Genomic DNA, 13,636 nt, shown 5'->3' with positions numbered 1-13,636 from the left:
TTTGTGGTCTGAGGGGGATGTTGACTGCTGGACTTGGTGCTCGGCCACCCATCATGCTTCACGTACGGGCCGATCGGTCCGCTTCCTTCGTTCAGTGACCGGTCCATCGACTTCGTGGTGGAGCACGGCCGAGCGGTGGATCTGGCGAGGACGAAGCCCCTTGCCAGCCGGGGGGTCAGGCCGATCCTGGAGATTGACCTCCCCCCGGGCACTCAACCGCTGCGGTGCCGTACCGGGTACGACGAGTGCCGTCCTTGGCGCGGTCCGCCCCGAGGCCCTCCAAGGTGCGCTCGCCTCGAGCGCGACGATCGCGGCCGGTGCCACCGGCCCGTGGCCGACCATTGAGGTGCACAGGATTCTGGCGTCGGCGCCCGATGCGTACGAACTGATCCAGCACCCGCCGGTGAACGAGCGGACGGGCCGCAGTGAGTGGAGCGGGGACGCCCCGACACGGGCGGCGGGGTGGGCGAATTCGAGTGCCCGGTCAGCAACGAGACGAGACGAGTCGTATTGCATCACCCCGGAGGTATGCATCATGATGACGACGCACGATGACGAGACGGCTCGTCTCGCCATCCAGTCGTGGATGTGGGGAGCGGTGCCATGAATCAGCGGTTCGTCCAGGTCGACCCGGCGGTTCGGCTGTGGTCCGAGGTGCGCGGCGACCCCCGGGATTCCACCCTGTTGCTGATCATGGGGGCCGGGGCGTCTGGGCTGGGCTGGCCGGAGGGACTGGTTGACGCGTTGGCCGTGCGCCACCGCGTCATCCGCTACGACCACCGGGACACCGGCCGCTCCAGCTTGAGTTTCGACACGCACCCGTACCGCATCGTCGACCTCGCCTCGGACGCGATCGCCGTCCTCGACGCGTACGAAGTGGAGCGGGCGCACATCGTCGGTCACTCCCTGGGCGGCATGCTCACCCAACTGCTGATCGCCGATCACCCCGAACGGCTGCTCAGCGCGACAGTGATGGGCACCGGCGCTCTCAGCAGCACCCCACTGTCGCACCCGGACGGCTCCCGAACTCCCGTAGACCGACTCCCGCCCATCGACGCACGGGTGCTCGAACTGTGGTCCCACCCCCACGAGGACCGTGGCCTGGAGGGCGAGCTGGACCACCGCGTGGAGCACTGGCGGCTGCTGAACGGCGATCAGCTCCCCTTCGACTCCGAGGAGTTCCGGGCCTCGGAGCGCCGCGTCATCGAGCACGCCGGGCGCTACGAGGCGCCCATGACCCACGGGCGCGCGGACCACTCCGGCATGGACCGCACCGAGGAACTCGCGCGCACCGAGGTGCCGACCCTGGTTGTCTCCGCCCCGGCCGAACCCGTCTTCCCACCGCCGCACCCCGACCATCTCGCCCAAGTGATCGCCGGGGCACGGCTGGTGGAGATACCGGGCATGGGGCACGCCCTGCCCCGCGCCGTCCACGCACCCCTGGCCGCGGCCGTTCTCGACCACACCCTGGCCAATGACGCCCGCACCCGACCAGGGGCGGGGACGTAACCTCGATCTCCCCTGGTGGGTGATGCCCGGTGAACGGGGGGCACAACTCCTTCGTCGCCGTCCGCAGTGGATGTCCGGCGATCCGGAGATCGTCATCGTGGGCGACAGCAAGCTGAGACCGGCTCGACCGCCGTACGGCTACTCCTCCACGAGTTGGCCCCGCCCCGACGCCGGCCGCTCGCGCCACAGTCTCAGGGCTACGTCGACCAGGCGGACCCGGTTCAGTGCGGACACGGCGTCCAGGTCGTGCCAGGCCGCCATGTCCGTGGAGCCGCCGATCTCGTAGCGAAGTTCGCCGCCGGTGACCCGGCCCTCGTAGAGGAGCCGTACGCCATGGTGGTCGACGGCGCGCCCGAAGCGGCGGGGGACGACTCGGCGGCTGGAGTTCACGCCGAGCAGCCCCGTCACCTCGATGCGGTATCCGGTCTCCTCCTCCACCTCCCGCACCACGGTGTCGTGGGGATCCTCGCCGTGCTCCATGCCGCCGCCGGGCAGGACCCACTCGGGCGGGCCGCCGTCGGGTGCCGGGGACCGGGAGAGCAGGAGCTGTCCGTCCCGCATACAAATGGCGTAGGCCGCCACCCTCAACTTCCTTCGCACCCCGGGACGTTAACCCGTCACCTCCGGATTGGCAGGCGAGTATTCGGGCTCGGACCAGCGCAACGGCACCGCGGCCTCTGTCTCGACGGCCTCAGTGAGCGTGAAGCGCACCCGGCGTTCCCCGTCCGCGTCGAACTCCGTCCGCGCCTCGCCGGTGAGTCGCAGGACCGTGCCCGTCGTCCAGTCGAGGAAGAGCAGGCCCGCGCGCGGGTCCGTCTCCAGGTTGCCCAGCGTGAGGAACATGGCGTTGCCGGCGTAGTCGGGCCAGCTGAGTTCGCGTGGGGAATCGACGCGTACGAAGCCGGGGTTGCCGCCCCGGTGGCTGGCGTCGGCTCCGTCGGGGCCCACGGTGGCCAGGAAGAAGGTGTCGGCCGCCGCCACCAACCCGACTTGCCGCGAGGTCAGTTCGCCGCCGCGCTGGGGATTTCCAGGCCTGCGGTCGTCGACCGTCTCGTACGACTTCCTCTTCTGCAGGTACTTCGGGCAGTTGGCGAACACCTGCTCGACCTCGACGGCGAATCCCCGTGCCGTGGGCCGCAGTCGGCCGTTGAGGCGCATACGGCGGCGGGTGCGGGGGTCGAGGGCGATGGTGCCGATGGGGGTCCCGGGTGTGGCCAGCGCCGTGGCGAGCGGGTCGGTCGGGGGTGGCCCGCCGGAGACGGAGACCTCGACGGAGATCTGGTGAGGTCCCGTCGCCCGCACGAAACCGGGCGGGCCGGTCACCGCCGTCGACCACACCCGGCCCGTCTCCGGGGCGGCGGCACCCACCACCAGGAAGGGCTGGATCTCCAGGAAGGCCGCGGCCACCGGTTTGATGCCCTGCCCTACGGCCCGGCCGACGTGGTCGGCGAGGTCGCGTACGCCGACCCGGTCCTGCACCGCGCGCGAGCCCGCGTGATACACGCCCATGACTAGAAGAACCCGCAGGTCGGAGCGGCCTCGTGGGGCACGGGCGCCCCTTGCGCACCCTCCGGCACCGAGATCTCCAGACGGGTGCCGTCCGGGTCGTGGAAGAAGATGCCGCCGGACGCCGCGCCCTCGCCGTGGGCGACCACACCGTCGTAGGCGAAGTCGACGCCCTGGGCGCGCAGCGCCTCCTCGTACCGCCTGACCTGCTCGATCGACGGCGCCTCGAAGGCGAGGTGGTGCAGTCCGGCGCGGCCGGTGTCGTACGGCTGTCCCGCCTGCTGCCAGAGGGTGAGCACGAGGCGCTCGCCGTCGCCGATGAACGCGTACCGCCGACCCTCCTCCTTGCCCTCGGCGATCACGGAAAACTCCAGGAGGTCCCGGTAGAAGGCGAGCGAGCGGTCGAGGTCGGTGACGTTCAGGCCGATATGGCCGGTGTGCAGGGGCATGGCCGCCTCCTTCATGTTGTAACCGTTGTAGTCGACGTTAGTGGTTAGAAAGAGTGGTCGTCAACCGGTGACGTACTCTTGACCGGTTAGTACGGAAGGAGCCCCTCCATGCCCGCCGCTCGCGACCCGCGCCCGCTCACCGGTGAGCCGCTCGCGCTCGACCTGCTCAATACGCGGTGGATGGAGGAGGGAGAGGTCCGGGACCTGCTCACCGACCTCGACGGGCTCGCGGTGTGGCTCGACGCGAACGGGCTGGGCGGCGACTACGCCGCTGACGTCAAGGTTCTGCGCCACACCCTCCAGGCCCGCGACGCCCTGAAGGCGGCCGTGGACGCATCACTGGAAGACGCATCCCTCACAGAGGGAGCCCGTCTCGTCGACGCCGTTCTCGCGCACGGGCGGATCCGGGCCACGCTCACCGTGACAGGGCCCGGCGAGCTGCCCGAATTCCCCGACCCGTCATGGGGCCCCGCCTGGCTCGCCGCCCGCAACTACCTCGAGCTGCTCGCCACCGCACCCGACCGGATCCGCGGCTGCGCCCACGAGGCGTGCATCCTGCACTTCTTCGACACCTCGCGGAACGGCACGCGCCGCTGGTGCTCGATGGCCGCGTGCGGTAACCGGGCGAAGGCGTCCCGGCATTACGCGCGCACGAAGGGCGCCTGAGCGACTTGTCGCCTTTGCGGCTCATCTCCTGAAAAGGGATAGCGGGTTTTCCCCATACATCTCTTGAGATTCAGCCAACTCTCACCAAACTCACACCCTTTGCATAAAGCTGAGCGGTCGTCCGGGAGCACCTTTCGGACGATCGCGGCCAGGGCTGATCAGCCTCGGTCGCTCACGCTCGTTCCTTTACGTACAAGGGATGCCGATGACCCTCACCTCCCAGCACGACCCGATACCGGGCGCGAGACGCGTGGCCCGGATAGCCGTGGCCGCCGGCCTGATGGCCGCCCTGTCCGCGGCCGGGCCGATACCTCTGGCCTTCGCCGCCGACGAAACGCCTGTCGCCGCCGATCCGAGCGTGAAGTCCGCCCACGACAAGCTCGGTTCCGACGACGCCGACGTCCTCGCCGAGGCCAAGGCCGACGGCGACAAGTCCGTGACGCTGATGGTGGCGACCGCGCCCGGGCAGACCGAGCAGGTCGCCGAGCAACTCGACTCGGTCCAGGGCGGACTGGTCGGCCGTACCTACGACAAGCTCGGCTACGTCCGGGCCACCGTGCCCACCGGCAAGGCGGACTCGGCCATCGCCGCCGCCGCGAAGCTCTCCTCCGTGCACGGCATCGACCTGCGCCAGGAGATTCCGCTGGACGACCCGACGCCGGGCGCGGACACCGCCAAGGGCGCCGCGAGCACGGGCGGCACTGCCGCCTACTCCGCGCCGAACAAGAAGACCCCCGCCGAGAACCCGTACAACCCGTCCTTCGAGACGGGCGCCGTCGACTTCGTCGAGGACCATCCGAAGGCGGACGGCCGGGGTATCACCATCGGCGTCCTCGACTCGGGTGTGGACCTGGGCCATCCGGCGCTCCAGAAGACCACCACCGGCGAGCGGAAGATCGTCGACTGGGTGACGGCTACCGACCCGGTCGCGGACGGCGACCGCACCTGGCGCCCGATGCTCGACTCGGTGTCCGGGCCGACCTTCACCTTCGGCGGCAAGACCTGGACGGCGCCCGCGGGCTCGTACCGGATCAGCACGTTCCTGGAGTCGTACACCACCGGCGGTGACGCCGCGGGCGACGCCAACCGCGACGGCGACAAGACCGACAGCTGGGGCGTCCTCTACGACGCCGCGGCCGGCACGGTCCGCGTCGACCTGAACAACAACAACGACTTCGGTGACGACGCGCCGATGAAGCCGTACAAGGACGGCTTCCAGATCGGCTACTTCGGCACCGACGACCCGGCCACCGACGTGGTGGAGCGCCAGCCGTTCGTCGTCGAGATCCGCAAGGACGTCGTCTACAACGCGGCCGGCGCGAAGGCCGACTTCGTCAACATCGGGGTCATCGAGTCCGAGCACGGCACGCACGTCGCCGGCATCACCGCCGCCAACGGGCTGTTCGGCGGGAAGATGAACGGCGCGGCCCCGGGCGCGAAGATCGTCTCGTCCCGCGCCTGCACCTGGACCGGCGGCTGCACCAACGTCGCGCTCACCGAGGGCATGATCGACCTCGTCGTCAACCGCGGTGTCGACATCGTCAACATGTCGATCGGCGGCCTGCCCTCGCTGAACGACGGCAACAACGCGCGCGCCATGCTGTACACGCGCCTCATCGACACCTACGGCGTCCAGCTGGTGATCTCGGCCGGCAACTCCGGCCCCGGCGCCAACACCATCGGCGACCCCGGCCTGGCCGACAAGGTCATCTCGGTCGGCGCGACGATCTCCAAGGACACCTGGGCCTCCAACTACGGCTCCGTCGTGGAGAAGAGTTACGCGATGATGCCGTTCTCCTCGCGCGGTCCGCGTGAGGACGGCGGCTTCACGCCGACGCTGTCCGCGCCGGGCGCCGCGATCAACACCATCCAGACCTGGCTGCCGGGCGCCCCGATCCCCGAGGCGGGCTACACGCTGCCGGCCGGCTACGCCATGCTCCAGGGCACCTCGATGGCCTCCCCGCAGGCCGCGGGCGCGTCCGCGCTGCTGCTGTCCGCCGCCAAGGCGAAGGGCATCGACCTCACCCCGGCCACCCTGCGCACGGCGCTCACCTCGACCGCCGACCACATCAAGGGCGTACAGGCGTACGAGGAGGGGGCGGGCCTCATCAACATCGAGGACGCCTGGGACTCGATCCTGGACGGCGCCACCGCGCACGACTACACGGTGAAGGCCCCGGTCGACACCGCGATCGACCAGTTCCTGAAGACCCCGGGCTTCGGCACGGGTCTCTACGACCGTGAGGGCGGTCTCAAGGCCGGTCAGAAGAAGACGTACGACGTCACGATCACCCGTACGTCCGGCGCCGACGAGGCGATCCGGCACGAGCTGGACTTCGAGAACAACGCCGCCGGGACCTTCAGGATCGTCGGCTCCGACGAGGTGAAGCTGCCGCTGAACCAGCCGGTGACCGTCAAGGTCCAGGCCGCGCCGCGGTCCGCGGGCCTCAAGAGCGCGATCCTGGAGGTCGACGACCCGCGGACCGAGGGCGTCGACCAGCAGGTCCTGTCGACGGTCGTGGTCTCGGCTCCGGTGAAGTACACCTACTCCGCGTCGGGTTCGGTGCAGCGCAACAGCACGCGGTCGTACTTCGTGACCGTCCCTGAGGGCGCGAAGTCCCTCGAGGTCGCCATCGGCGGGCTGAAGGGCAAGAGCCAGACCCGGTTCATCACCATCCACCCGTACGGCGTTCCGCTCGACAGCACCTCGACGCCGAACTGCTACAACAACTACCTCGACGGCAACGGCTGCAAGCCCGACGTGCGTTCGTACGCCGACCCGGTGCCGGGCGTCTGGGAGATCGAGGTCGAGTCGCGGCGTACGTCGCCGCTGCTGGACAACCCCTACAAGCTGGACGTCTCCGTCCTCGGCGCGGCCTTCGACCCGGAGACCGTGACCGTGGCCGAGGCCAAGGTCGGCACCCCGGCCGCCGCCTCCTGGAAGGTGACGAACAACTTCGCCGCGCTCGACGGCAAGCTGGTCGGCGGCCCGCTGGGCTCGGCCAAGACAGCGCGTCCGACCATCGCGGAGGACGAGACCCAGACCACCACGGTCGCGGTGCCCGAGGGCACCGAGTCCCTGGACGTCACCATCGGCAACGTCTCCGACGCGGCCGCCGACCTCGATCTCGTCGTCTACAACGCGGCGGGCGAGGAGGTCGGCAGCTCCGCCGACGGCGACTCGGAGGAGTCCGTGTCCGTGGCCGATCCGGCCGCCGGCACGTACACCATCGAGGTCATCGGTTACGCGGTCCCGGCCGGCTCCACCGCGTACGACTACCAGGACGTGTTCTTCTCCGCCGCCCTGGGCAGCGTCACGGTCGACGACTCGACGCCGGTGAAGCTCGGCACGGGCGACTCGGCCACGGTCACCGCCAGTGCCGTCGTCGCCGCTGCCGCCCCGGAGGGCCGTGAGTTCTTCGGCCAGGTCCAGCTGGTCAACGCGCGCGGCACGGTCGCGGGCACCGGCAGTGTGAAGATCGAGAAGGTCACGCCGTAGTCGATCCTTGGCCGATCCTTGGTCGATACGGCGATCAGGGCGGGCGTTCGTCGAACAGTGACGGGCGCCCGCCCTTTCTCATGCGCAGGTGAGGGTGCGCGACGCGGGCAGTGAGGCGGTGATCCAGGCCCGTTCGCGGGCGACGTCCTTCTCGCCGACGACCCACTCGTCGGGCGCGGAGGCGTCCTGCCGTACGCCGAGCAGCACGCGGTCGCCCTTCTCGATGCGGGAGACGTCATACCGGCTGATCACGTAGGTCAGCTCGTCCTCGCCCCGCTCCGGCTTGTAGTAACGGGTCACGTGCAGCGAGACGCGCAGCCGTTCGTTGTCGGGGAGGGTTTCGACGCGGACGACGGTGCCCTCGACGACGGTACGGGCGCAGGCCAGATATCGAGGGCTGCCGAAGCGGACGCCGGCGTCGGCTTCCTGTTTGGAGGCCGCGCTGCCACCCGCGTCGTCGGACGTGGCACTGTTCGAGGCCTGTCCCAGCAGCCAGCCCATACCCGACAGCACGGCCGCGACGGCGGCCACCGCGAGCGTGCCGAAGGCGAAGGTGCGCGCACGGCGCCGGAGCCGGGACGGTCGTACCGGAACGGGCTCGGGGGCCGCCTCCGGGGGTTCGCCGAGCGCGTGCCCGATGATCCCCAACTGCTCGCGCAGCAGCGCGACGTCGGCCTGGGCGGACCGGTGCTCGGCCAGGAGGGCGGCGTCCTCGCGGGCCTCGTCCGGCAGCGGCTCGTCGGTGATCGCGGCCATCAGGGCGTCCATACCGGCACGTCCCTCGTGTTCGGCGGTCACGTCACACCACCTCGTCCTCGTGCAGGCGGGCGCGCAGGGCCCGTACCGCCATGTGCAGCCTGCTCTTGACCGTGCCCTCCGGAATGCCGAGTTCCGCGGCGATCCCGCGCACCGGCAGGTCGGCGTAGAAGCGGAGCACGACCACCTGGCGCTGGGCGTCGGGCAGTTTGTCCAGGCCCTGGGCGACGGCGAGGGAGAGCAGGCTGGTGTCCTCGCCGGAGGGGTGCTCGGACTGTCTGAGGGCGGCCAGCCGCTCCCCGAGCCGGTCCTGGCGGCGCTTGGCCCGGTGCCAGTCCATGGCGAGGTTGGAGGCGACGACCGCGGCCCACGCGGACACGTCCCGCGGCGCCTCGTCCCCTCGCGCCAGCCGTTCCAGCAGCCGCAGGCGGACCTGTTGCACCCCGTCCATCAGGTCCGCCTGTGGTACGCCGCCGAGGGCGAGCACCGCTCGCACCCGGCGTTCCTGAGCCGCGTCCAGAGGATCACCCTGTGCTTCCCCCTGGGCGCGACGGGCCATTCTGCGCAGCACGGACACCCCTCCCCTTCCCGCGTCTCCTCTACGACGCCGCAGCACGCGGAAACGTTCGGTGCGGGGTGGGGAATCTTTCAGAGGTGTCTTTCAGAGGCGTACGTCACATCGCCGCACTGGGCAGCACAGCTTGCGGCACCCAGCGTTCCCGGGGCGAATTTCTCCAGCTCAGCGGTGGTCTGGGCGCGACATCCGCAACCCTTGAGCGGGTGGGGTGTCCCAGCCCTCGGGCATGGCGGGCAAAGAATTGGACAGGCGGACCGGGGTCGGCCGCATCATGGAAAGTCCTCGGCCACGAAACACGCACGTAAACACAGCACGTCGAACACAGACAGAGACAGACAGAGGGAGACGCCGTGAGGGTCGGAATCGTCGGAGCCACCGGGCAGGTCGGCACGGTCATGCGCAGGATTCTCACGGAGCGCGCCTTCCCGGTGACCGAGCTGCGCCTGTTCGCCTCGGCCCGCTCGGCGGGGACGGTCCTGGACGGCGTGACGGTGGAGGACGCGACGACCGCCGACTTCACCGGCCTGGACATCGTGCTGTTCTCCGCGGGCGGCGCGACCTCCAAGGCGCTGGCCGAGAAGGTCGCCGCGCAGGGCGCGGTCGTGATCGACAACTCCTCGGCGTGGCGGCGCGACCCGGAGGTACCGCTCGTGGTCTCCGAGGTGAACCCGCACGCGATCGCCCAGCGGCCCAAGGGCATCATCGCCAACCCGAACTGCACCACGATGGCCGCGATGCCGGTACTGAAGCCGCTGCACGCGGAGGCGGGCCTCGAAGCCCTGGTCGTCGCCACCTATCAGGCGGTCTCCGGCTCCGGTCTGGCCGGGGTGGACGAGCTGTTCGAGCAGGTCAAGAAGGTCGGCGAGGACGCGCCGAAGCTCACGCACGACGGTTCGGCGGCGGAGTTCCCCGCGCCGAACAAGTACGTGGCCCCGATCGCCTACAACGTCCTGCCGCTGGCCGGCTCGATCGTCGACGACGGCCTGAACGAGACCGACGAGGAGCAGAAGCTCCGCAACGAGTCCCGCAAGATCCTGGAGATCCCCGGGCTGAAGGTCTCCGGCACCTGCGTCCGCGTCCCCGTCTTCACGGGCCACTCCCTCCAGATCAACGCCCGCTTCGCCCGCCCGATCAGCGTGGAGCGCGCGAAGGAGCTGCTCGGCGGGGCGCCCGGCGTCGCCGTCACCGACGTCCCGACCCCGCTCCAGGCGGCCGGCCAGGACCCGTCGTACGTCGGCCGCATCCGCAACGACGAGACCGTCGACAACGGCCTCGCGTTCTTCGTCTCCAACGACAACCTCCGCAAGGGCGCCGCGCTGAACGCGGTGCAGATCGCGGAGCTGGTGGCGGTGGAGCTGAAGGGCTGAAGGGCTGAAGGGCTGAAGCTGGGCTAAGGCCTGCGCACCTCGTAGTAGAAACAGCCGTATTCGACGGCCCGGACGTGGACGAGTGCCACAGCCGGGTCGTCGAACGCTTCCGCGAAGGCGTCCTCGAACTCCTCCGGGGCCACCACGAGCCGCCCGCCCAGGATGTGCCCCTCGGCGGAGTACCGGCGCACCGTGCGGTGCGCGTTCGTGAACGGCAGGCCGTCCCCGTCCGGGCCCGCGCACTCCTCCGCATGGATGAAGACGGGGCCCTGCTCGTCGTACGCGCCCGGATCGGCTCCCGTCTCCGCAGCCCAGCGGCGCAGCGGGGCGTAGGAGACCAGGGCGATCCGCTCCCCCGGCAGGCTCCGGCGCAAGCAGCACCGGAGCGGAGCGCCGCCCTCGTCGTCGGTCACGGGAACCATCCCGCGTCCCGAGTCGTCAAGCGAGCGCAGTTCCTTCAAGGCCGTCGGGAGGACGGGCCGTGCGGTGTAGGTCGTCATGGCTCCAGGTTTTCGCGCATCCGCCCTGCCCACCGGCGGGAAACGGACATCGCTTTCCCCGTACGACCCATGGAAGGATGGCGCAACCCGCCCACCCGTCGCCCGACCACCACCCCCCAACGAGGCGCTACCGCGCCGCATCATTTGAAATGACGAGGAGATGACCGCGTGCCTGGCACAAACCTGACTCGCGAAGAGGCACAGCAGCGGGCGAAGCTGCTCACCGTTGACTCGTACGAGATCGATCTCGACCTCTCCGGCGCGCAGGAGGGCGGTACCTACCGGTCCGTGACCACGGTGCGCTTCGACGTCGCCGGGAACGAGGCGGAGTCCTTCATCGACCTGGTGGCCCCGACCGTCCACGAAGTGACCCTGAACGGCGACCAGCTCGACCCCGCCGAGGTCTTCGCGGACTCCCGGATCGCGCTGCCGGGGCTGCTGGAGGGCCGCAACATCCTGCGGATCGTCGCCGACTGCGCGTACACCAACACCGGTGAGGGGCTGCACCGGTTCGTCGACCCCGTCGACAACCAGGCGTATCTCTACACCCAGTTCGAGGTGCCGGACGCCCGCCGGGTGTTCGCGAGCTTCGAGCAGCCGGACCTGAAGGCGACCTTCCAGTTCACCGTGAAGGCGCCGACCGGCTGGACCGTCATCTCCAACTCGCCGACGCCGGAGCCGAAGGACGACATCTGGGTCTTCGAGCCGACGCCGCGCATCTCGACGTACATCACCGCCCTGATCGTCGGCCCGTACCACTCGGTGCACAGCGTGTACGAGAAGAACGGCCAGTCCGTCCCGCTCGGCATCTACTGCCGCCCCTCCCTCGCCGAGCACCTCGACTCGGACGCGATCTTCGAGGTGACCCGGCAGGGCTTCGACTGGTTCCAGGAGAAGTTCGACTACCAGTACCCGTTCAAGAAGTACGACCAGCTGTTCGTCCCGGAGTTCAACGCGGGCGCGATGGAGAACGCGGGCGCGGTCACCATCCGCGACCAGTACGTCTTCCGGTCGAAGGTGACGGACGCCGCGTACGAGACGCGCGCCGAGACCATCCTGCACGAGCTGGCCCACATGTGGTTCGGCGACCTGGTCACCATGGAGTGGTGGAACGACCTGTGGCTGAACGAGTCGTTCGCCACCTACACCTCCATCGCCTGCCTGGCCCACTCCCCCGACAGCCGCTGGCCGCAGTCCTGGACGACGTTCGCCAACTCCATGAAGACGTGGGCCTACCGGCAGGACCAACTGCCCTCCACCCACCCGATCATGGCCGAGATCCGCGACCTGGACGACGTCCTGGTCAACTTCGACGGCATCACGTACGCCAAGGGCGCCAGCGTCCTCAAGCAGCTCGTCGCGTACGTCGGCATGGACGAGTTCTTCGCGGGTGTGCAGGCGTACTTCAAGGCGCACGCGTTCGGTAACACGCGCCTGTCCGACCTGCTGGGCGCGCTGGAGGAGACCTCCGGGCGTGACCTGGGGACCTGGTCACAGAAGTGGCTCCAGACCGCCGGCATCAACGTCCTGCGCCCGGAGATCGAGACGGACGCGAACGGTGTCGTCACGTCCTTCGCGATCCGCCAGGAGGCCCCGGCCCTGCCCGCCGGCGCCAAGGGCGAGCCGACCCTGCGCCCGCACCGGATCGCCGTCGGCCTCTACGAACTCGACGACGACAGCGGCAAGCTGATGCGCGACGAGAGGCTCGAGCTGGACGTCGACGGCGAACTGACCGCCGTACCGCAGCTGGTGGGCAAGCGCCGCCCCGCGGTGGTCCTCCTGAACGACGACGACCTCTCGTACGCGAAGGTCCGCCTGGACGAGAAGTCGCTCGCGTTCGTGACCGAGCACCTCGGCGACTTCGAGTCCTCCCTCCCCCGCGCCCTGTGCTGGGCGTCGGCGTGGGACACGACCCGGGACGCCGAACTCGCCACCCGCGACTACCTTTCCCTCGTCCTGTCGGGCATCGGCAAGGAGTCCGACATCGGCGTCGTGCAGTCGCTGCACCGCCAGGTGAAGCTGGCGATCGAGCTGTACTCCGACCCGGCCGCCCGCGAGTCCCTGCTGACCCGCTGGACGGACGCCACGCTGGCCCACCTGCGCGCGGCGGCACCCGGCAGCGACCACCAGCTGGCGTGGGCGCGCGCGTTCACCGCGACCGCTCGTACGCCGGAGCAGCTGGACCTCCTGGAGGCGCTGCTGGACGGCTCGCAGACGATCGAGGGCCTGGCCGTCGACACGGAGCTGCGCTGGGCGCTGGTGCAGCGACTGGCCGCGGTGGGCCGCTTCGACGAGACGGAGATCGCGGGCGAGTACGCGCGCGACAAGACGGCGGCGGGCGAGCGGCACGCGGCCACCGCCCGGGCCGCCCGGCCGACCCAGTCGGCCAAGGCGGAGGCCTGGGCATCGGTCGTCGAGTCCGACAAGCTCCCGAACGCCATCCAGGAAGCGGTCATCTCCGGCTTCGTCCAGACCGACCAGCGCGAGCTGCTCGCCACGTACACGGACAAGTACTTCGAGGCGGTCAAGGACATCTGGGAGTCCCGCTCGCACGAGATGGCCCAGCAGATCGCCGTCGGCCTCTACCCGTCGATCCAGGTCTCGGAGCAGACCCTGCGTCGCACCGACGAGTGGCTGGCCACCGCGGAGCCCAACGCGGCTCTGCGCCGGCTCGTCTCGGAGTCGCGTGCGGGCGTGGAGCGCGCGCTGAGGGCACAGGCGGCGGACGCGGCGGCTGAGTAGTAGCCGTCCGTACGACGATGGGGGTGCCCGGTGCGGAACCGGGCGCCCCCGTTTCGTCAGCGCTC

12 protein-coding genes are annotated in these 13,636 nt (G+C 70.0%); 6 read left to right on the top strand and 6 right to left on the bottom strand.

Going from position 1 to position 13,636, the window contains the following annotated elements:
* Positions 1-94: 94 nt before the first annotated feature.
* Complete coding sequence (locus AB0I77_RS01185) at positions 95-607, top strand: DUF6192 family protein (protein WP_363280172.1); 513 nt, start codon at positions 95-97, stop codon at positions 605-607.
* A complete protein-coding gene (locus tag AB0I77_RS01180) occupies positions 604-1,509 on the top strand; it encodes an alpha/beta hydrolase (protein ID WP_363280171.1) in 906 nt (301 codons plus the stop codon). Before AB0I77_RS01185 ends, AB0I77_RS01180 begins: the two co-directional genes overlap by 4 nt.
* Before the next feature lie 138 nt (positions 1,510-1,647).
* On the opposite strand, the gene AB0I77_RS01175 is transcribed toward AB0I77_RS01180, so the two are convergent.
* From AB0I77_RS01175 to AB0I77_RS01165, 3 genes are read right to left on the bottom strand one after another with little or no spacing between them, the layout of a single operon-like run.
* Positions 1,648-2,091: an NUDIX hydrolase gene (locus AB0I77_RS01175; RefSeq protein WP_363280170.1), complete on the bottom strand. Its 444-nt coding sequence runs from the start codon at positions 2,089-2,091 to the stop codon at positions 1,648-1,650.
* 27 nt (positions 2,092-2,118) lie between these two features.
* The gene (locus AB0I77_RS01170; protein WP_363280169.1) at positions 2,119-3,018 is read right to left on the bottom strand and encodes a pyridoxamine 5'-phosphate oxidase family protein; all 900 of its coding nucleotides are present in this window, start codon (positions 3,016-3,018) and stop codon (positions 2,119-2,121) included.
* Positions 3,019-3,020: 2 nt separating this feature from the next.
* A complete protein-coding gene (locus AB0I77_RS01165) occupies positions 3,021-3,464 on the bottom strand; it encodes a VOC family protein (RefSeq protein ID WP_363280168.1) in 444 nt (147 codons plus the stop codon).
* A gap of 108 nt (positions 3,465-3,572) precedes the next feature.
* Here AB0I77_RS01165 and AB0I77_RS01160 point away from each other — a divergent pair, with 108 nt between their 5' ends.
* Both AB0I77_RS01160 and AB0I77_RS01155 read left to right on the top strand, forming a co-directional pair.
* Entirely contained in the window at positions 3,573-4,130 is a 558-nt protein-coding gene (locus AB0I77_RS01160) for a CGNR zinc finger domain-containing protein (RefSeq protein WP_363280167.1), read from the top strand.
* Positions 4,131-4,335: 205 nt separating this feature from the next.
* Positions 4,336-7,629, top strand: a complete 3,294-nt coding sequence (locus tag AB0I77_RS01155) for a S8 family serine peptidase (protein ID WP_363280166.1) — start codon at positions 4,336-4,338, stop codon at positions 7,627-7,629.
* Positions 7,630-7,707: 78 nt separating this feature from the next.
* Here AB0I77_RS01155 and AB0I77_RS01150 read toward each other — a convergent pair whose 3' ends face one another.
* Both AB0I77_RS01150 and AB0I77_RS01145 read right to left on the bottom strand, forming a co-directional pair.
* Positions 7,708-8,427 (bottom strand): hypothetical protein, encoded by a 720-nt coding sequence (locus AB0I77_RS01150; protein ID WP_363280165.1) that lies wholly within the window; start codon positions 8,425-8,427, stop codon positions 7,708-7,710.
* A 1-nt stretch (position 8,428) separates the two neighbouring features.
* Positions 8,429-8,962, bottom strand: coding sequence for a sigma-70 family RNA polymerase sigma factor (locus AB0I77_RS01145; RefSeq protein WP_363280164.1), 534 nt, complete (start codon positions 8,960-8,962; stop codon positions 8,429-8,431).
* A 350-nt stretch (positions 8,963-9,312) separates the two neighbouring features.
* On the opposite strand from AB0I77_RS01145, the gene AB0I77_RS01140 reads away from it, so the two are divergent.
* Positions 9,313-10,329 carry an aspartate-semialdehyde dehydrogenase gene (locus tag AB0I77_RS01140; RefSeq protein WP_363280163.1) on the top strand — a complete coding sequence of 339 codons (1,017 nt, stop codon included), beginning with the start codon at positions 9,313-9,315 and terminating at the stop codon, positions 10,327-10,329.
* Positions 10,330-10,352: 23 nt separating this feature from the next.
* Here AB0I77_RS01140 and AB0I77_RS01135 read toward each other — a convergent pair whose 3' ends face one another.
* Positions 10,353-10,829, bottom strand: coding sequence for a DUF1203 domain-containing protein (locus tag AB0I77_RS01135; RefSeq protein WP_363280162.1), 477 nt, complete (start codon positions 10,827-10,829; stop codon positions 10,353-10,355).
* 168 nt (positions 10,830-10,997) lie between these two features.
* Between AB0I77_RS01135 and pepN the strand changes: the two genes are divergently transcribed.
* Positions 10,998-13,571 (top strand): aminopeptidase N, encoded by a 2,574-nt coding sequence (gene pepN / locus AB0I77_RS01130; RefSeq protein ID WP_363280161.1) that lies wholly within the window; start codon positions 10,998-11,000, stop codon positions 13,569-13,571.
* Positions 13,572-13,636 lie beyond the last annotated feature (65 nt).

The organism is Streptomyces sp. NPDC050619, assembly GCF_040654815.1.
Classification (GTDB): domain Bacteria; phylum Actinomycetota; class Actinomycetes; order Streptomycetales; family Streptomycetaceae; genus Streptomyces.
This window is presented reverse-complemented; position numbering and strand designations above follow the sequence as displayed.

What these genes read in the sequence shown, in the direction of transcription:
- AB0I77_RS01180 (WP_363280171.1), top strand. Translation starts at nt 604, where the DNA reads ATGAATCAGCGGTTCGTCCAGGTCGACCCGGCGGTTCGGCTGTGGTCC.
- AB0I77_RS01170 (WP_363280169.1), bottom strand. Translation starts at nt 3,018, where the DNA reads ATGGGCGTGTATCACGCGGGCTCGCGCGCGGTGCAGGACCGGGTCGGC.
- AB0I77_RS01165 (WP_363280168.1), bottom strand. Translation starts at nt 3,464, where the DNA reads ATGCCCCTGCACACCGGCCATATCGGCCTGAACGTCACCGACCTCGAC.
- AB0I77_RS01160 (WP_363280167.1), top strand. Translation starts at nt 3,573, where the DNA reads ATGCCCGCCGCTCGCGACCCGCGCCCGCTCACCGGTGAGCCGCTCGCG.
- AB0I77_RS01155 (WP_363280166.1), top strand. Translation starts at nt 4,336, where the DNA reads ATGACCCTCACCTCCCAGCACGACCCGATACCGGGCGCGAGACGCGTG.
- AB0I77_RS01135 (WP_363280162.1), bottom strand. Translation starts at nt 10,829, where the DNA reads ATGACGACCTACACCGCACGGCCCGTCCTCCCGACGGCCTTGAAGGAA.